The sequence below is a fragment of the Edwardsiella sp. A.80236 genome, assembly GCF_044540725.1.
GTDB lineage: Bacteria > Pseudomonadota > Gammaproteobacteria > Enterobacterales > Enterobacteriaceae > Edwardsiella > Edwardsiella tarda.
The window spans coordinates 70,945-90,570 of the sequence record NZ_JBIUCY010000012.1; the positions used below are offsets into that span (position 1 = coordinate 70,945).

Annotated in this window: 14 protein-coding genes and 1 riboswitch; of the genes, 8 read left to right on the plus strand and 6 right to left on the minus strand. The window is 61.4% G+C overall.

What is annotated here, in order from left to right; all coding sequences use genetic code 11:
• The first annotated feature begins 95 nt into the window (after nt 1–95).
• From ACEQFP_RS11510 to yegQ, 7 genes are all read left to right on the plus strand, one after another.
• On the plus strand, nt 96–1,328 hold the full coding sequence (locus ACEQFP_RS11510; RefSeq protein ID WP_370546895.1) for an MdtA/MuxA family multidrug efflux RND transporter periplasmic adaptor subunit: 1,233 nt from the start codon (nt 96–98) through the stop codon (nt 1,326–1,328).
• Entirely contained in the window at nt 1,325–4,456 is a 3,132-nt protein-coding gene (locus ACEQFP_RS11515; protein ID WP_370546896.1) for an MdtB/MuxB family multidrug efflux RND transporter permease subunit, read from the plus strand. The genes ACEQFP_RS11510 and ACEQFP_RS11515 overlap by 4 nt, the downstream gene beginning before the upstream one ends.
• A complete protein-coding gene (gene mdtC / locus ACEQFP_RS11520) occupies nt 4,453–7,533 on the plus strand; it encodes a multidrug efflux RND transporter permease subunit MdtC (protein ID WP_370546897.1) in 3,081 nt (1,026 codons plus the stop codon). Before ACEQFP_RS11515 ends, mdtC begins: the two co-directional genes overlap by 4 nt.
• Before the next feature lie 8 nt (nt 7,534–7,541).
• On the plus strand, nt 7,542–8,915 hold the full coding sequence (gene baeS, locus ACEQFP_RS11525; RefSeq protein ID WP_005283704.1) for a two-component system sensor histidine kinase BaeS: 1,374 nt from the start codon (nt 7,542–7,544) through the stop codon (nt 8,913–8,915).
• Nucleotides 8,916–8,996: 81 nt separating this feature from the next.
• Complete coding sequence (baeR, locus tag ACEQFP_RS11530; RefSeq protein ID WP_370546898.1) at nt 8,997–9,728, plus strand: two-component system response regulator BaeR; 732 nt, start codon at nt 8,997–8,999, stop codon at nt 9,726–9,728.
• A gap of 152 nt (nt 9,729–9,880) precedes the next feature.
• Nucleotides 9,881–10,219 carry a YegP family protein gene (locus ACEQFP_RS11535; protein ID WP_005283698.1) on the plus strand — a complete coding sequence of 113 codons (339 nt, stop codon included), beginning with the start codon at nt 9,881–9,883 and terminating at the stop codon, nt 10,217–10,219.
• Between the two features lie 135 nt (nt 10,220–10,354).
• Nucleotides 10,355–11,716: a tRNA 5-hydroxyuridine modification protein YegQ gene (gene yegQ, locus ACEQFP_RS11540; RefSeq protein ID WP_035596411.1), complete on the plus strand. Its 1,362-nt coding sequence runs from the start codon at nt 10,355–10,357 to the stop codon at nt 11,714–11,716.
• A gap of 535 nt (nt 11,717–12,251) precedes the next feature.
• On the opposite strand, the gene ACEQFP_RS11545 is transcribed toward yegQ, so the two are convergent.
• From ACEQFP_RS11545 to ACEQFP_RS11555, 3 genes are all read right to left on the minus strand, one after another.
• Complete coding sequence (locus tag ACEQFP_RS11545) at nt 12,252–13,196, minus strand: LysR family transcriptional regulator (RefSeq protein WP_005283691.1); 945 nt, start codon at nt 13,194–13,196, stop codon at nt 12,252–12,254.
• A gap of 291 nt (nt 13,197–13,487) precedes the next feature.
• Entirely contained in the window at nt 13,488–14,126 is a 639-nt protein-coding gene (locus ACEQFP_RS11550) for a DsbA family protein (protein WP_005283688.1), read from the minus strand.
• Between the two features lie 128 nt (nt 14,127–14,254).
• Nucleotides 14,255–14,713 carry an inhibitor of vertebrate lysozyme family protein gene (locus ACEQFP_RS11555; RefSeq protein WP_005283686.1) on the minus strand — a complete coding sequence of 153 codons (459 nt, stop codon included), beginning with the start codon at nt 14,711–14,713 and terminating at the stop codon, nt 14,255–14,257.
• A gap of 168 nt (nt 14,714–14,881) precedes the next feature.
• Here ACEQFP_RS11555 and ACEQFP_RS11560 point away from each other — a divergent pair, with 168 nt between their 5' ends.
• The gene (locus tag ACEQFP_RS11560; protein WP_370546899.1) at nt 14,882–15,766 is read left to right on the plus strand and encodes a hypothetical protein; all 885 of its coding nucleotides are present in this window, start codon (nt 14,882–14,884) and stop codon (nt 15,764–15,766) included.
• A 166-nt stretch (nt 15,767–15,932) separates the two neighbouring features.
• On the opposite strand, the gene thiD is transcribed toward ACEQFP_RS11560, so the two are convergent.
• The 3 genes from thiD to ACEQFP_RS11575 form a co-directional block, all read right to left on the minus strand.
• Nucleotides 15,933–16,760: a bifunctional hydroxymethylpyrimidine kinase/phosphomethylpyrimidine kinase gene (gene thiD / locus ACEQFP_RS11565; RefSeq protein WP_005283680.1), complete on the minus strand. Its 828-nt coding sequence runs from the start codon at nt 16,758–16,760 to the stop codon at nt 15,933–15,935.
• Entirely contained in the window at nt 16,760–17,563 is an 804-nt protein-coding gene (gene thiM, locus ACEQFP_RS11570; protein ID WP_005296604.1) for a hydroxyethylthiazole kinase, read from the minus strand. Before thiM ends, thiD begins: the two co-directional genes overlap by 1 nt.
• Before the next feature lie 35 nt (nt 17,564–17,598).
• A riboswitch (TPP riboswitch) is annotated at nt 17,599–17,697 on the minus strand.
• Between the two features lie 268 nt (nt 17,698–17,965).
• The gene (locus ACEQFP_RS11575) at nt 17,966–19,621 is read right to left on the minus strand and encodes an FAD-dependent oxidoreductase (protein WP_077999654.1); all 1,656 of its coding nucleotides are present in this window, start codon (nt 19,619–19,621) and stop codon (nt 17,966–17,968) included.
• Nucleotides 19,622–19,626: the final 5 nt, after the last annotated feature.

A 19,626-nucleotide genomic window follows, 5' to 3' on the forward strand; every position in this document is an offset into this window, starting at 1 on the left:
CGCCAGGCCGTCGCGCGTATCGCCCGAGCGATTCGTGCCCCGTGATTGATTAATGGATGCCGCCCGTCGGCTGGAAGCAGGAGAGTTTCCCTACTATGAATGTCATGTCCGCCCTGACCTCCCGACGCGCCCGGCGTATCGGGTTCAGCCTGCTCCTGATCGCCCTGTTCCTCTTTGCCTGGCGGCAGCTCGCACAGCCGAATACCCCCGCCAGTAGCAGCGCCAGTCAGCCCGGCGCAAAACGCGCCAATACCGGGCCGCGCGGCAACGGACAACCGGTGCCGATACAGGCGGCCAGCGTGCGTAGCGCCACGATCGACAGTTACCTCGATGGACTGGGTACCGTCGTCGCCTCCAATACCGTTACCGTACGCAGCCGCGTCGACGGCCAACTGATGAAGCTGCATTTCACCGAGGGGCAGCAGGTACAGGCCGGCGATCTGCTGGCGGAGATCGATCCCCGTCCCTTCCAGATCCAACTGCAACAGGCCCAGGGTGCCCTGGCGCGTGATCAGGCGTTGCTGGATAACGCCCGGCGCGATCTGGCGCGTTATCAACGCCTGGCCAAAGATAATCTGGTGTCGCGCCAAGAGTTGGACACGCAGGCCTCGCTGGTCGCTCAGGCCCAGGCTAGCCTGGTCAGTGATCGGGCTAACGTCGCCAACGCCGAACTCCAGCTCGACTACAGCCGCATCCGCGCGCCGAGCGCCGGGCGCGCCGGGCTACGCCAGGTCGACGAGGGCAACTACATCAGCAGCGCGGACAGCAACGGACTGGTGGTGCTCACCCAGACTCATCCTATCGATGTGCTGTTCACCCTGCCAGAGGGCGAGATCCCTCGCCTACAGCAGGCCCAGCAACAGCCGGGGGCGCTCTTGGCCGAGGCGTGGGATCGCGGCAACCGCCAGCGGCTGGCGACGGGGCGTCTGCTTAGTCTGGATAACCAGATCGATACCAGCACCGGCACCCTGAAGATCAAGGCGCGCTTCGACAATCAAGACGATCGCCTCTTTCCCAACCAATTCGTCAATCTGCGCCTCCAGATCGCCCGCCAGCAACCGGCGTTGCTGGTCCCCGCCGCCGCGGTGCAGACCGGGCGCGAGGGGCGCTTCGTCTGGCTCGTGGATGCACAGCAGCGCGTTCACCAACGTCCGATTCGCGTCGGAGAGCGCGACGGCGATGCGCTGGTGGTGTTACAGGGGCTGCAACCCGGCGAGCGGGTGGTCACCGACGGTATCGATCGGCTGACGGAGAATGCCCGCGTTGAGATCATCGCCGCCCGTCGCACAGGCGCGACGGACGACAGCCAGGATGCCACACGCCCATGAGTCGACATGCCACACCCGCACTCCCGCCCGGCGGCGGCCCATCACGCCCGTTTATCTTGCGCCCGGTCGCCACCACCCTGCTGATGATCGCCATCCTGCTGGCTGGCCTGGTCGCTTACCGCGCACTGCCGGTGTCGGCGCTGCCGCAGGTCGACTACCCGACCATCCAGGTCGTCACCCTCTACCCCGGCGCCAGCCCCGACGTCACTGCCTCGGCCATCACCGCACCGCTCGAGCGCCAGTTCGGTCAGATGTCCGGCCTGCAACAGATGTCCTCGCAAAGCAGCGGCGGCGCCTCGGTGATCACCCTACAATTCCGCCTCTCGCTGGCGTTGGATGTGGCTGAACAGGAGGTACAGGCGGCGATCAACGCCGCTACCAATCTCCTGCCGAACGATCTGCCTTATCCGCCGATCTACAGCAAGGTGAACCCGGCGGATCCACCGATCCTGACACTGGCGGTCACCTCCGATGCCCTTAGCCTGCCGCAGGTAGAAGATCTGGTCGAAACACGCCTGTCGCAGAAGATCGCCCAGGTTGGCGGCGTCGGCCTGGTCACCCTGGCGGGGGGACAGCGCCCCGCGGTACGCGTGCGGCTCAACAGCGCCGCGGCCGCCGCCTATGGCCTGAGCAGCGAGGCGATCCGTAGCGCCATCGCCAGCGCTAACGTCAATTCGCCGAAGGGAAGTCTGGACGGCCCGACACGCGCCATCACCCTCAATGCCAACGACCAGCTGCGTTCACCGCAGGAGTATCAGGCGCTGATCGTCGCCTACCACAACGGAGCGCCGGTCTATCTGCGCGATATCGCCACCGTCGAACAAGGGGCGGAGAACAGCCAATTGGCGGCATGGTCCGATAACCATCCGGCGATAATCCTCAACGTGCAACGCCAGCCCGGTGCCAACGTCATCGCCACCGCCGACGCGGTGCTGGCGCTGCTGCCCCAGTTACGTACCGCGCTCCCCGCCGCCGTCACACTCTCGGTATTGAACGACCGTACCCAGACGATCCGCGCCTCGGTCAGCGACGTCCGTCATGAGCTACTCCTGGCCATCGCTCTGGTGGTGATGGTGATCTACCTGTTCCTGCGCAATCTGCCCGCCACGCTGATCCCCGGCGTGGCGGTCCCGCTGTCGCTGGTCGGCACCTTCGCCGTCATGTATTTCTTGGGATTCTCCATCAATAACCTGACGCTGATGGCGTTAACCATCGCCACCGGCTTCGTGGTGGATGACGCCATCGTGGTGATCGAAAATATCGAGCGCCATCTGGAGAATGGTGAGCCACCGCTAACCGCTGCCCTGAAGGGGGCCGGCGAGATCGGCTTCACCATCATCTCGTTGACCTTCTCACTGATCGCCGTGCTGATCCCTCTGCTGTTTATGGGCGACATCATCGGCCGTCTGTTCCGCGAATTCGCCGTCACGCTGGCGGTGGCGATCCTGATCTCGGCGCTGGTCTCGCTGACCCTGACGCCGATGATGTGCGCCCGGCTGCTGAGTCAGGCGCGTCTACGCCGCCAAAACCGCTTCTCACTGGCCTGTGAGCGCCAGTTTCAGCGGCTGATCACCGCCTATGGCCGAGCCCTGAGCGTGGCCCTGCATCATTCGCGCCTCACCCTGGCGATCGCCGGGCTTACCCTGGTGCTGACGGTATTGCTCTATCTGTGGATCCCCAAGGGCTTCTTCCCATTACAAGACAACGGCCTGATCCAGGGGACGGTATACGCGCCCCAATCCATCTCGTTTAGCGCCATGGCCGAGCGCCAACGCCAGCTGAGCGAGGCGTTGCGCCGTGATCCCGACGTGGCCAGCGTCAGCGCCTTTGTCGGCGTCGATGGGGTCAACCCGACGCTAAACAGCGGACGAATACAGATCGTCTTGAAGCCGCTGGCCGCGCGAGAGGATCGCATCGACCGCATCATCCCGCGTCTCCAGGCACTGGCGTCCCACGTCGAGGGCATCAGCCTCTACCTCCAACCGGTGCAGGACATGACCATCGATACCCTGCCGGGGCGCGCCCGCTACCCCTTCACCCTGCAGGCCGTATCGCTCGATGAGTTGCAGACCTGGGTGCCGCGCCTTCAGGCCCGCCTCGCCCAGTCACCGCTGTTACGCGACGTGAACAGCGACTGGCAGGATCGCGGGCTGGTCGCCTTCGTCAACGTCAATCGTGACAGCGCCAGTCGTCTCGGGATCAGCATGCAGGACGTGGATAACGCGCTGTATAACGCCTTCGGCCAGCGCTTGATCTCCACCATCTATACCCAGTCCAACCAGTATCGGGTGGTACTGGAGCAGGATAACGCCGACGCCCATGGTCTGGCCGCCCTGCAGCGTATCTACCTGACGGCGGCCGATGGACGGGCGATCCCGCTGGCCAGCCTCGCCAGCATCGAACAGCGTCATGGCTTACTGGCGATCAACCATCTCGATCAGTTTCCGTCGGCCACCCTCTCCTTCAACGTTCCCGAGGGCTATACCCTGGAGCAGGCCATCGCCGAGATCGACGCGGCACGTCAGGCCATCGGCATGCCAGCCGACATCACCCTGCACTTTCAGGGGGCCGCGCTCGCCTTTCAGAGCGCGTTAAGCAGCACGCTGTGGCTGATCCTGGCGGCCATCGTGGCGATGTATATCGTATTGGGTATTCTGTATGAGAGCTTTATCCACCCGATCACCATTCTCTCCACCCTGCCGTCGGCCGGGGTCGGCGCCCTGTTGGCGCTACAACTCTACGGGCAGGAGTTGGACGTCATCGCCATCATCGGCATCATCTTGCTGATCGGCATCGTCAAGAAGAACGCCATCATGATGATCGACTTCGCCCTGGCGGCGGAGCGCCAGCAAGGCATGACGCCGCGCGACGCCATCTATCAGGCCTGCTTGCTGCGTTTCCGCCCGATCCTGATGACGACCCTGGCGGCGTTGCTCGGTGCCTTGCCGCTGATGTTTAGCCAGGGCGTCGGGGCGGAACTGCGCCAGCCGCTGGGGATCGGCATGGTCGGCGGGCTGATCGTCAGCCAAGTGCTGACCCTCTTTACCACTCCGGTGATCTATCTGGCCTTCGACCGTCTGGCACGCCATCCGCGCCGCACCGCCCCCCGCCCGGAGACGGCAGAATGAGAGGCTTCGCCCTGTTCATCGATCGCCCGGTCGCCACCACGTTGTTGGCGCTGGCGATCACCTTAGCCGGGGTGCTCGGCCTACGTCTGTTGCCGGTGGCGCCGCTGCCGCAGGTCGACTTCCCGGTGATCATGGTCTCCGCCTCGCTGCCGGGCGCCTCGCCCGAAACCATGGCGGCCTCGGTCGCCACACCGTTGGAGCGTGCGTTAGGACGTATCGCCGGCATCAACGAGATGACCTCCAGCAGCAGCCTAGGCAACACCCGTATCATCTTGCAATTCGATCTCGATCGCGACATCGATGGGGCGGCGCGCGATGTACAAGGGGCGCTTAACGCCGCGCAAAGCCTACTGCCCTCGGGGATGCCCTCGCGCCCACGCTACCGCAAGGCCAATCCCTCCGACGCCCCCATCGCCATCCTGACGCTCACCTCGACGCGTTATAATCAGGGGGAGTTGTACGATCTGGCCTCGACGCGTCTGGCTCAGAAGATCGCCCAGATCGACGGGATCGGCGATGTCACGGTGGGGGGGAGCTCGCTGCCGGCGGTGCGCATCGACCTTGATCCTGATGCCCTGTTCAACCAAGGCGTCTCGCTGGATGCGGTGCGTCAAGCCATCGCGTCGGCCAACGTGCGTCGTCCTCAGGGAGCCGTCGCCGACGCGCAGCAACGCTGGCAGTTACAAGCCAACGATGCCTTGATGCAGGCGCAGGCGTATCGACCGTTAATCATTCATTACCGCGACGGCGCGGCGGTGCGCCTGCAAGATGTCGCCCAGGTGAGCGACGACGTCGAGGACGTACGCAATGCCGGGATGAGCAACGGCGAACCGGCGATCCTGATCATGATCCGGCGCAGCGCCGACGCCAACATCATCGAGACGGTGGATCGGCTACGCCAGAGTCTACCGGCGTTACGCGCCATGCTGCCCGCCGCGGTCAACCTCGACATCGCCCAGGAGCGCACCCCGACCATCCGCGCCTCGCTGCGCGAGGTCGAGCAGTCCCTCGCCATCGCCGTCGGCCTGGTGATCCTAGTGGTCTTCCTGTTTCTACGCTCGACACGCGCCACCCTGATCCCGGCGGTGACGGTACCGATCTCGCTGATCGGCACCTGTTCCGCCATCTACCTGTGTGGCTTCAGCCTGAATAACCTCTCCTTGATGGCGTTAACCATCGCTACCGGCTTCGTGGTGGATGACGCCATCGTGGTGCTGGAGAACATCGCCCGTCACATCGAGAACGGCCTGCGCCCACGCCAGGCGGCGCTGCTGGGGGTCCGCGAGGTGGGGTTCACCGTCTTTGCCATCAGCCTGTCGCTGGTGGCGGTCTTCATCCCCCTGCTGTTCATGGGAGGGGTCCCCGGACGCCTATTCCACGAGTTCGCCGTCACCCTCTCCGTCGCCATCGCCCTGTCACTCCTGATCGCGCTGACCCTGACGCCGATGATGTGCGCCCGTCTGTTGCGCGCCACAACGTCACACTCGACGCAATCAGCCGGCGTCCTAGGCCGGCTACTGGCGCGCCTGCGTCAAGGCTATGCCAACTCCCTGAACTGGACGCTGGATCACGCGCGTTGGGTGCTTTTGCTGTTACTGGCGGTGATCGGACTCAACATCGGGCTCTACATCGCCATCCCCAAGGCCTTCTTTCCGCAGCAGGATACCGGGCGCCTGATGGGCTTCATCCAAGCCGATCAGAGCATTTCGTTCCAGGCGATGCGCGGCAAGCTGCAAGATTTTATGCGTATCGTTCGCGCCGATCCCGCGGTGGAGAATGTCACCGGCTTCACCGGGGGAGCCCGCACCAACAGTGGCCTGATGTTTATCGCCCTCAAGCCCCTGAGCGAACGCGCAGACGACGCCCAGCAGGTGATCGCCCGCCTACGCAGCCAGTTGGCGCAGGAACCGGGGGCTAATCTGTTCCTGATGGCGGTGCAAGACATTCGCGCCGGAGGACGCCAGGGCAACGCCAGCTACCAATACACCCTGTTGTCCGACGATCTCGCCGTGCTGCGCCAGTGGGAGCCAACGATCCGTGAGGCGTTCGCCGAGCTGCCGCAACTGGCCGACGTCAGCACCGATCAGCAGGATAAGGGGAGTGAGATGCTGCTGACCTACGATCGCCAGGCCATGGCGCGTCTGGGGATCAGCGTCCAGCAGGTCAATACCCTGCTGAACAACGCCTTCGGCCAACGCCAGATCTCCACCCTCTATCAACCCCTCAACCAGTATCATGTGGTGATGGAGGTCGACGCCCGCTATGCCCAAGATGAGCGCGCCCTCAGCAAGATGTTCGTCATCAATCAGGCCGGGCAGCCGATCCCGCTGGCCGAGTTCGCCCGCTGGCAGCCCGCCGATGCGCCGTTGGCCGTCAATCACCAGGGGCTGAGTGCGGCGACAACCATCTCCTTCAACCTGCCGCCGGGGGTGACGCTCGCCGAGGCGAGTCGCGCCATCGAGCGCGCCATGACGGCGCTGGGTACGCCGCCCTCGCTGCGTGGCAGCTTCGCCGGTACCGCCCTGCTGTTCCAGCAGGCACAGAGCAGCCAACTGTGGCTGATCCTGGCCGCCATCGCCACGGTGTATATCGTGTTGGGGATACTGTATGAAAGCTATATTCACCCGTTGACCATCCTGTCGACCCTGCCGTCGGCCGGAGTCGGCGCGCTGCTGGCGCTGATGCTGTTCCAGGCCCCCTTCAGCCTGATCGCGCTGATCGGCATCCTGCTGCTGATCGGCCTGGTGAAGAAGAATGCTATCCTGTTGGTCGACTTCGCCCTGACGGCGCAACGCGAGCAGGGATTGAGTGAGCGCGCCGCCATCCATCAGGCCTGCCTGCTGCGCTTCCGCCCCATCATGATGACCACGCTGGCCGCCCTGTTCGGCGCGCTGCCGCTGGCCTTCAGCTATGGCGACGGCGCCGAACTACGCCAGCCGCTAGGCATCACCATCGTCGGCGGCCTGCTGGTCAGCCAGGCGTTGACGCTGTACACCACCCCGGTGGTCTACCTGTACATGGCGCGACTGCGGCGCCGCTTTAGTCGGCAGCGCACGTTGCCGCCCTTGGCGCACTAGGAGGAGCCATGAAACTCGGTATTTCCGCCAAACTCTTTCTGACCATCCTCTCCACCTGCATTCTGGTATTGATCATCATGCACTGGGGGGTCCGCATCAGTTTCGAGCGGGGGTTTATCGACTACATTCGTCACGGTAACGAGCAGCGCGTCCAATTGATGTCCAGCGAGTTGGAAACGCTATACGCGGGTCAAGGCAACTGGCGTTTCCTGCGCCACAATGAGCGCCTGATCATGAGCATCATGCGTGACATCGAGCAGAACAACAACCAACACGTCAACCTGCCGCCCCATGGCTGGCGCACCCCCTTCTGGGTATTGGATGCCGAGGGTAAACGCCTAGTTGGCCCATCGGGCAAACTGCCCCATGATGGCATTCGTAGCGCGGTACGCTACCAAGGGGCGGTAGTCGGTTGGGTATTGACCACCCCACCCGACCGGCTAACACGTAACGCCGACATCAACTTCGACCGCCAACAACGTCGTACCAGTTGGTTTATCGTCGCCCTCGCGACGTTGCTGGCCGCGGCGGTGACGCTGCTGCTCGCGCGCGGCATGTTGGCGCCGGTCAAACGGCTGATCAATGCCATGCACCAGCTCGCCGCCGGTAACTTCGCCACCCGTGTCGAGGTCAGTAGTCGCGACGAATTGGGCCAATTGGCGCAAGACTTCAATCAGCTGGCGACCACGCTGGAGCGCAATGAGCAGATCCGGCGCGCATTGATGGCCGACGTCTCCCATGAGCTACGTACGCCACTGGCGGTGCTGCGCGGTGAGCTAGAGGCGCTGCAAGATGGTGTGCGCCGCCTGACGCCCGACTCGCTGATCTCGTTACAGGCCGAGGTCAAGACCCTGACCAAGCTGGTCGACGATCTACACCAACTGTCGCTCTCCGATGCCGGCGCCTTGGCCTATCGTAAGCGACCGATCGATGCCTGTGCCCTGGTGCAAGCGGCCGCCGGCGCCTTCCGCGATCGGCTGGCGGATAAGGGAATCCATCTACACGTTCAGCTACCGGAACAGGCTCACGTGTTTGGCGATCCCGATCGCCTACTCCAGCTCTTCAATAACCTCTTTGAAAATAGCCTGCGCTATACCGACGCCAAGGGTGAGCTCCAGATCATCGGCCAACGGGAGAGCGAGACGCTAACGCTGTGCTGGCAGGACAGCGCTCCGGGCGTCAACGATGAACAACTACAGCATATCTTCGAACGCTTCTACCGCGCCGAAGGCTCACGCAGTCGCGCCAGCGGGGGATCAGGATTAGGCCTATCCATCTGCCAAAATATTGTCGCCGCCCACGGCGGGAGCCTGAGCGCCCATCACTCCCCATTAGGGGGCCTGGCGCTGCGTGTGGTATTGCCCTTGGAACCCCTCGCCTGAGTGAACAAGAATTCCCCCGCCGCGCCACGCGACGGGGTATACTGAGACCCTTATCCGTCATCTCGATCCATGAGTAATCCGATGAATCTATTGGCTACCACCCCACTCTTTCCGCCGCCGGAGGGCGCACGTATCCTCATCGTCGAGGATGAACCCAAGCTGGGGCAACTGCTGATCGACTACCTGCTCGCTGCCAGCTACCGCCCCCATTGGCTGAGTCGGGGCGACGAGGTATTACCCCACCTGCAAAACCATCTCTACGATCTGATCCTGCTGGATCTGATGCTGCCCGGTGTCGATGGCCTGACCCTGTGCCGCGAGATCCGTCGTAGCTCCGAGGTGCCGATCGTGATGGTCACGGCGAAGATCGAGGAGATCGACCGCTTGCTGGGCCTTGAGATCGGCGCCGATGACTATATCTGCAAGCCGTATAGCCCACGCGAGGTCGTCGCGCGGGTGAAGACCATCCTACGTCGTTGTGGATTACAGGAGGGCGGTGAAGTCCGCACGCCGCTGCTGATCGACGAACGTCATTTTCAGGCACGCTATCACCAGCAGACCCTCGACCTGACTCAGGCCGAGTTCCGCCTACTCAAGACCCTCGCGACTCAGCCGGGCTGTGTACTCTCGCGCGAACAACTCCTCAACCATCTGTACGATGACTACCGGGTGGTGACTGACCGCACCGTCGACAGCCACATTAAGAACCTACGCCGCAAGCTGGAGGCGATCGAGCAGGGAGAGCCGCTGATCCGCTCGGTCTACGGTGTCGGTTACCGCTGGGAGGGGCTCCCCTGTCAGATTATCGCCTAGCCCACGGCGTCATATTTTGCATACAATTTTCACACAATCGCCTCCCCGCTTGATGCCGACGCTGCCTATACTTAGAGCGATTCCCGTCACAGTCCACCCGCGCCGCCGCGTGTAGGGTGGAGTGTGGTATCTAGGCAGGTAAGGAGATTCCCATGACCCTGGGTTACTACGAAATCGCACGCACCCACAATGGGCGCTTTCATTTCTGCCTCAAGGCCGGTAATGGTGAGGCTATCCTGCACAGCGAGATGTATGCCACCCGCGCCTCGGTGGAAAACGGTATCCTCTATGTGCAGAGTAACGCCGCTGACGATGCGCAATACGAGTTGTGCTGCGAGGGCGAACAGCCTTACTTTTTACTGCGGGCCAAGAATCATCAGGTGATCGGCCACAGCGAACATTACTGCTCGGAAAGTGCCGCCAGAAAAGGGATCGAGTCGGTGAAAAGAAACGCGCAGAGCCGCGACATCCGCGATCTGAGCCGGGCGTGATAGCACGACGCCTTCACGGCGTCGCTGCCCTCGCGGCGCCTTGATTGTGCTGCCTACGTCAACTCTCTATAATGCCCGCCTTTACTGTAGCCTTCCGCTACAGCCTGACCTGTGATCAGAACAAGAGAGTCGTCTATGTTTACTCCGGAATTACTGTCTCCGGCCGGTTCGCTAAAAAACATGCGTTACGCCTTCGCCTATGGCGCCGACGCGGTGTATGCCGGCCAACCTCGCTACAGCCTGCGCGTTCGCAACAACGAGTTTAACCACGAAAACCTGGCGTTAGGGATCCAAGAAGCCCACGCGCTGGGGAAGAAGTTCTACGTGGTCGTCAACATCGCTCCGCATAACGCCAAGTTGAAAACCTTCCTGCGCGATCTAAAACCCGTCATCGACATGGGGCCAGACGCCCTGATCATGTCTGACCCAGGCTTGATCGCCATGGTACGCGAGGCCTTTCCACAGATGGCGATCCATCTGTCGGTGCAGGCTAACGCAGTAAACTGGGCGACGGTCAAATTCTGGCAACAGATGGGACTGACTCGCGTCATCCTGTCACGCGAGCTGTCGCTGGAGGAGATCGCCGAAATCCGCCAGCAGGTGCCGCAGATGGAGCTGGAAGTCTTCGTACACGGCGCATTGTGCATGGCCTACTCCGGGCGTTGCTTGTTATCGGGCTATATCAACAAGCGCGATCCTAACCAGGGGACCTGCACCAACGCCTGCCGCTGGGAATATAAAGTCCAAGAAGGCAAAGAAGATGAGGTCGGCAACATCGTCCATCAGTATGAGCCGATCCCCGTACAGCAAGTCGAACCGACGTTGGGCATCGGCGCGCCGACGGATCGGGTCTTCATGCTGGAAGAGAGCATGCGTCCCGGCGAATACATGAGCGCCTTCGAGGATGAGCACGGCACCTATATTATGAACTCGAAGGATCTGCGCGCCATCCAGCATGTCGGCCGCCTGACGGAGATGGGGGTCCACTCGCTGAAGATCGAGGGGCGCACCAAGTCGTTCTACTACTGCGCCCGTACCGCCCAAGTTTACCGCAAGGCGATCGATGACGCCGTCGCCGGTAAACCCTTCGATGCGAGTCTGTTAACCACGCTGGAATCCCTGGCGCATCGCGGCTACACCGAAGGCTTCCTGCGCCGCCACGTGCATGAAGACCAACAGAACTATGACTACGGCTACTCCGTCTCCGAACGCCAACAGTTCGTCGGCGAGCTGACTGGGGCGCGCCGTGACGGCTATGCCGAGGTGCTGGTGAAGAATAAATTCTCCCGTGGCGACAGCCTGGAGTTAATGACGCCACAAGGGAACATCCAATTCACCTTGGACGAGCTGCGCGATAAGCATAACCAACCCAGTGAGGTTGCGCCCGGCAACGGCCACACGGTCTATATTCCATTACCCGCCGAGATCGACCTGGCGTATGCCCTATTGATGCGTAATCTACAGGGTGCCAGCACGCGTAATCCACACGCGCAATAAAATAGAGTTAACGCCGGAATAATTCCGGCTTTTTCCTATTTTTTTAGCAATACCCGATATTGATCACACTAAACCCGGCGCGTGCCGGTTATTATTGCCGCATAAGAAGCAATAACGAATAGCAATACTAGGAACCACCTCCTTGCCGGCCCAATCTCCCTTGGGCTGGTTTTCTTTTTTGTATTAAATATCTCATATCCTCACAGCATAATAATAACATGCTGTTTCTCAATACCTTTTCAACAAGAGCATCATCTCACCCCTAATTACTCCGTTATTAGCCAGAGTGGCCAATATATTTAGTCATCCGGTTGATAAGTTATTTTATTAATTTATTGGTCAAAACAACCTGATTATTACGAATAATAGAAATAATCTGGAATAACTGAATCCGTTCAGCTAAAAATTCTCATGATATATGCTCATCAGAGGCCGCATTCCGCCTTCGGCAATCAATGAGACAGCAAGAGACTCATCCGAGCCCCTGCGGCTGATATCCCCTGATAGCCTCTCCCCAGCCATATTCTCTGCCTCCTCACGCCGATGGCACCGAGGCGCCAGGCATGCTGGCCAGCAGCAGATCCAACAAACTGCGAAACTCGGAGTTACGTAACGAAGACTTATTGTAGGTGAGATAGAGCGGCGACGTGGGGAGCGAGAATGTCGTCTCGACCACGCGCAGATTGAATAACGCCCCATAACGCCGCGCCACCTCTCGGGGCAACAACGTCAACAGATCGCTGTGACTGACGGTCTCTAGAATCGAGATAAAGGAGTCGGAACGCAATACGACGCGAGTCGCCGGCAGGGAGTCGCAGCAGACATCGCTATGATTCGCTCGTTGCAACAGGGCCATCCGCTCACTGGCGAGTTGGCTTTCGCTACAGCACTGCGCCATCCGGGGATGCTGATCGCGACAGACCAGCACCAGCGGTTGGGATGCCAGGGGGTGGCACTGCACCGCATGCGCACTCACCGCCGCAGGGCTGAAGACCACATCGACCTTGCGGAAGGTGAGCAGACTCTCGGCAATGGTGTCAGGGTTGGCATCACCATAGCTACTATAGTGCAATAGCTCATACCCCGCCCCGAGAGGTTCAAGGGCGGCGAGGGTGGCCGGCAACAGTTGTAATGCCAGGCAACACGGAGCAAAAATCACAAACTTACGCCGCTGCTTGGCCGAGAGGGTCGCATTCAGGGTATGATCGATCAAGGATAACCCCCGGGCTATCTGCTCATGTAAACACACCCCCAACGCCGTCGGCGAGATCCCCTTCCCCTCCCGCACAAACAGGGGATCGTCGAAGTGTTGCCGTAGCTTTTGCAGCGATTGACTCACCGCCGAAGGCGTCGTCCCCAATGCGGCGGCGGCACGGCTGACGCTGGTATAAAGAAAGACCATCTCAAAGACGGTCAATAGATTGAGGTCGAATCCTTTAAGATGTAATAGACCTCCGTGATTATAATGCTCCCGAGCCATTTCATATCCTTATGTTTTTACACCACTTTTATTCGCAAAACCAGTTTGGACAGATTATACATTCACGCTAATAACTCAATATGTCATCAGCCATTAACGGGAGACGATCGCACGAATTCCCTATGCCACGATGAGCGCTAGGACGGTGCTGCGTGCTGAAGGTCTCGGCGGAGGGAGAGTACGGTCGAAGAACAGAGAGGGGATTAACACGTTAAAAGATAATGATGACAGCGCATCCTATACCAGCGTGGGGCTCGACACGATGAGCCGAGCCCCCTTAGCAGGCGATAATTACTTACCCTGTGCCAACAGGAACTTCACCACGTCGGCATATTCGCTACGGTACCCCTCGACGCTGGTTGCCTGCATCCCATCGTTTTTGATCTGGTACTTACCGGCGACAAAGAAGGAGGGGGTGCCACGCACGCCAAACTCCTTCACGGCGTTCTCCTGACGGGCGGTGAGCGACTTCACCACGAAGCTGTTCTGTGCGGCATCATACTCCGCCGCCGGGACACCGGCAGCGACGAACACCTGGCGAATATCGGCCGGTGAGTTGATGCTACGCGTCACCTGCACCGCATCAAACAGGGGCTTCTCAACCTTATCCACCACCCCTAACGCCTGTGCCACAGACCAGGCTTCGGTCAATGCCGCACCCTGTGGGCCAAGAAAGCTCACGTGGTATTTCACCACCTTCTCGCCTTGCGGCAACACGGCATCTACCGCCTCGCCGATACGGTAAACGTTGGCGAATTGGTTACATGGCGGGCAATAGAAGGAGAAGAATTCGACCACGGGCGGCGCGCCCGGCACGGCCTTTTGCATGTCGGTATACTGCTTACCGGCCTGATATTCTGCGGCCTGAGCGGCGACGGAGCACAGTGCCAATAGGCCGACGGCGGCCTGGAAGAGTGTCTTTTTCATCATCAAATACCGTATCAAGTCAACTGATTGCGCAGATTAGCATCCTCGCCTGTCCCATCGCGCTCGGATTTACGATTAATTACACCGGATTACAGCGAGACATCGCTACACACTCACCGATAAACTTACGCTCATTGCCAATCAGGCTGCCCCTCTACCTGATGCATTAATAGTGCTTGTATCGTCTTATCCGGCTTGCCCAGCCACTGAAAACGCGCATAGCGCGACGGATGCAACATCGCGGCCTCGCTGTCCGGTAACATCACCCGCAGCCCCCACGCATGCCGACGATCGGCACTAAACACGACAAATAACTGCTGATTTCCGCAGTTATGCGGCTGACAGACACTCCCTACCAGGTAATCCTTCCCCTGCCAGGATAACGTCTGCGGCGGCGCCGAGGTCCCCTGCCCGCTGCGCACCCACGCCGGCAGGCCCTGTTCACCCTGCACCGTCTGACGCCAGACCGACTGGTAGTCCGTTTGCGCCATCACCTGCGCAAGCGAGGGCGCCATCGCCTCATCGGCCTGCGCCGGAACCCCGTACAACATCATCAGAGAGAAACAGGCACCACAAATAATTTTCACCATAATGCGAAACACCTCATTCAGAAAGGGAAAGGTATATTATTCCCTGCTTTTATCGCGCCGTCACTGGGCGAAAAAGTTGATCTAACTCAGAAAAGTACCATGAGAGCGGCCGTATAGCCGGCCTTTCAGGTAAGCTGACGCGCATACGATTCTCTGGGTAACCACACGATGAGCGACATGATCCCTTCCCCCTCACTCGCTCCCCTTGAGCGGGAGTGCTACAGCGCCGCCGATGCCGAACGGCTCGATGATCTGACCTGCGCGGCCATTCGTCAACGGCTCGCCTTTTTAGGCGACACGGCAACGCCCCAGGAGAGCTACCTGACCGGCTGGATGGGCGCGAATCCCTTGGTGATCATTCGCAACTACCAGGATAAACGCGGTACCTCCAGCGGCTTTCTGCTTTCTATCGGCGATGAATACCGCTTCAGCGTACAGACTATCACCCCACGCATCCCCAAACTGTTGCTCTGGGCCACCCTACGCACCAAGCCGAAAACCTTGCCACTGGTCGCACTGCAAAACCTGACCGCCGGCGATCGGCGTCTACTCCCCTACCGTAGCCTGCGCGACGACACGCTACGTAGCAAGATGAACGACTGGTGGGCGGAGATCAACGACTACCTGGGCATCGCCTGCTGGCAGCAACGACAGGGTTATCCGCAGTGGCAAGCGTTGGCGGAGACGCTCAGCATCGAGCGCATCGATGCGGTGCAATCGTGGATCCAGCGTGATGGCCAGCCCTTGGAGCAAGATGGCGACTATGCCGGACGCCGGTATGGCGATCTGTTTATCGCCAGTCGTGCGGCCAGCGAAGCAACCCCGTGGCCCTCGCTCCTATTAACCGAGCTCTCGGCCTCCGCACCGATCAGTTACCTGATCGGCTGGCTAGCGGATGAACAGGGACAGCCTCAACTGGCGCTGGCGCTACGCCCGCGCCCCGAGCAGCCCTTCTTCACCCTGAACCGCTTCGACGCCGCCCATCTCCAGCGCCTGAACGCCCTCATGACACACGTCTGGCGCTTGGCCATGCCGACGCCACCGCAGGCATAACCACGGGCGGCTCGGTGTATGGGGTAGAAAACGTATCAGCCGCGTGTTGACTCGACAGCGCAGCCAGCCGAGCTGAGTCCGCCACACACCGCCGGTAGCGTATTGCGCGCTACCGGCACCCCCTGCCTGCCAGGCGCGGGCCAGCGGGTGACGCGCCGTCTTCCCTTTACCACCAACGATAGAAGTGATGTACCGGCCCGATCCCCTGGCCGACCTGTAGCGAGTCGGCCGCCATCAAGGCGCCCTGCAGATACGCCTTCGCCGCCGTGACGGTGGCACACCAATCCGCATGGCGCGGACGCAATGCCGCCAACGCCGCCGACAGCGTACAGCCGGTGCCGTGGGTATGACGTGTCGCCACCCTCGGGGCGCTAAAACGCTCGGCGATCCCCTCGCGCGTCAGTAACCAATCGGGACTTTCCACGCCCTGCAAATGCCCGCCCTTCATCAATACGGCCGGACAGCCTAACGCCAACAGGGCTTCGCCTTGGGCGCACATCTCCCGTTCATCACGCGCCACGGCGCACTCCAGCAGTGCGGCGGCCTCTGGCAAGTTGGGCGTGATCAAGGAGACCTGCGGTAACAACTGCTGCCGAATCGCGCTGACGGCCTGCGGCGCCAATAATGCATCACCGCTTTTGGCCACCATTACCGTATCCAGCACCACGTAAGGCAGCGGATAACGCACCAACGCCTCGGCGACACAGGTCACAATATCCGCACTGGCCAACATGCCGATCTTGGCGCTATCGATGCGGACATCGCTCAGCACCGAGTCCAACTGCGCCGCGACAAAGTCGGCGGCGATGGGGTAGAGCGACTGCACCCCGCGGGTATTTTGTGCCACCAATGCGGTGATCACACTGGTCGCGTAGGCCCCTAACGCCGAGAAGGCCTTCAAATCGGCCTGGATCCCGGCGCCGCCGCTGGGATCGGTCCCGGCGATGGTCAACGCGTTAATCCGCACGGCAGCATCGGTTATCGGTGACATCATCAGGCGACCTCCCCGCGTAACTGTTCCGGTTGTAGGCCATACAACGCATCCAGGAAGTGCGGCGTAAAGCTACCGGGGCCACGCGCCTCGCGCGCCGCCTGACGCCCGGCCACGCCCATCACCCGGCAGGCGCTGGCGACGGCCGTCAGACGATCCGCCTGCACGGCGAAGGCCGCCACCACGGCCGACAGCGCACAGCCGGTACCGACGACCCGAGTCATCACGGCATCACCACCCGCGATCTGATAGCTACGCACGCCATCGGTCACATAGTCATACTGCCCGGTCACCGCGACGATAGCGCCGCTCTGCTCGGCCAGCGCCTGTGCCGCCGGCAGGGCCGCCAGAGCGTCATCCTGGCTATCTACGCCGCGTCCGCTAGAGGGCTGACCAGCCAACGCCAAGATCTCCGAGGCATTGCCCCGGATCGCCGCCGGGCGCAAACGCAACAGTTGACGGGCGAAGTCGCTACGGTAGGTCAAGACGCCGACCGCCACCGGATCCAGTACCCAGGGCGTGCCGGCCTGGTTCGCCGAGGCGATCGCCGCCAGCATGCTCTCCGCCCGCGCGTCATACAGGGTCCCGATGTTGATCAGCAACGCATCGGCCAAGGCGGCGAACTGGCGCGCCTCATCGGCCTGCACCACCATCGCCGGGGCGGCGCCCAGCGCCAGCAATACGTTGGCGGTAAAGCTTTGTACCACTTCGTTGGTCAGGCAATGTACCAGCGGGGCTCGCTGGCGCAGGGTGAGTAATGCCTGCGCGCACAGCGCATCAGGCAAAGGGGCAGGTTGTACAAACATCGTGTGTCTCCCAACCGGCGCGAAGAAGGCGGCGCGGTCAGGCACCGTGACTTCCCTACGCTGGTATGATCCAGATCAGGTAATACGGGTAAAATCTCAGCCCACGCCATGCGTCGGCACCCCGAGTCATTAAAAATCAATATATTATATTTTAACTACACATAAATCTTCAGCAGGATAATACCCGGGTGCGCCATTGTAAATGCGCTTCTCGTGCTCTACGCCGCTCCGAGCGCGGGGCGTCGAGCCACGCGGGATCCCGCTGACGTCAAGGTCAGGCCAATGCTGAGGCAAGTCGCGTACGCTAGCGGCGGGGCGGGCCAGATCCCGCCCCCTTAGCCGCCCGCTGCGCGTAAGGGGACGAGGCCGATGTTACCGCTCGCGGGCAAGGCGAGCGGAAGCTTAAGATTGAGCCGCCAAGACGCGTCGGTAAGTGATATAACCACCGGTCAGGTTGCGGGCGCGGAAACCATGCTGCACCAGCAGGCGATAGGCGACGTGACCGCGCAGCCCAGACTGGCAGCCGATCAGGATCTCTTTATCTCGCGGGAGCTCATCCAGACGCGCGCGCAATTCATCCAGCGGGATATGCCGCGCCTGCGGATAGGTGCCAAACGTCGCCAACTCCTCATCGCTGCGGATATCCAGCAGGCACTGACGAGCGGGATCGCGCTGCTCCAGATCGGCGACATGGCAGATGGCGGTATCGCCGCACAGCACGTTGTTCGCCAGCATACCCGCTTGATTCACCAGATCGCGCGCGCTGTTATAAGGCGGCGCATAACACAGCTCCAGATGCTCCAGATCGGCCACCGTCAACCCGGCACGCTGCGCGACGGAAAGCACATCGATACGCTTGTCGACCCCCTCCTTGCCCACGGCCTGCGCGCCGAGGATCGCCCCATTGCGCGGATCGAAAATCAACTTCAGCGAGATGGGTGTCGCGTGGGGATAGTAACCGGCATGGCTCGGCCCATGCACAAATACGGTCTCATAGGGACGCTGCTGCCGCCGCAACAACTTCTCGCTCAATCCTACGCTGGCGACGGTCAGATCGAAGATCTGACACACCGAGGCCGCCTGACTCCCACGGTAGTGGCTGGCACGCCCCAGCATGGCGTCGGCGGCGATCCGCCCCTGACGATTGGCGGGTCCAGCCAACGGCACCAACGGCGGCAATGCCGCGTCGAAGGGAGGCGCCTCGACGGCGTCGCCCACCGCATAGATATCGGGCTCCGAGGTACGCATGCCACTGTCGACGCGGATGCCGCCGCTGGCGCCCAACGCCAGGCCGGCGGCTTGGGCCAGGCGACTCTCCGGCCGTACCCCGATGGCCATGATCACCATGCCGCTGACCAACTCGCTGCCCTCACTCAGGGTCAGATGCAACCCCGCCTCACACGGCATGATCGCCTGCAACGCGGTCTGTAGACGCAGATCGACAGCGTTGGCGCGCAGCGTCTCATGCAACGGCACCGCCATCTCCCCATCCACCGGCATCATCACCTGCGTCCCCATCTCCAACAACGTCACCGCCAGACCGCGCCGACGTAACGCCTCGGTCACCTCCAAGCCAATAAAGCCACCACCGACCACCGTGGCATGTTTTACCGTATGGCTGGCGATGTGGGCCAGGATGGCGTCCATATCATCGATGCTGCGTAGCGCGAATACCCCCGGACTCTCGATACCGGGCAAGGGAGGCAGCAGCGGCGCGGCGCCGGTGCTCAATAAGAGACGATCGTAAGATTCGCGGTAAACTTGCCCGCTGGTCAGATCGCGGACCTCGATGCATTTCCCCTGCACATCAATCGCCAGCACCTCGTGACGTACCCGCACATCCAGATTGAAGCGCTGACGGAAGTCCTCTGGCGTCTTCAACAGCAGACTGGCACGCTGCGGGATCACGCCGCCGATATGATAAGGCAGGCCACAATTGGCGAAGGAGACGTAGCGTCCGCGCTCCAAGACAATGATCTCCGCCTCTTCCGCTAATCGTCTCGCCCTCACCGCCGCCGATGCCCCACCAGCGACCCCTCCGATAATCACGATTTTCATCCGCT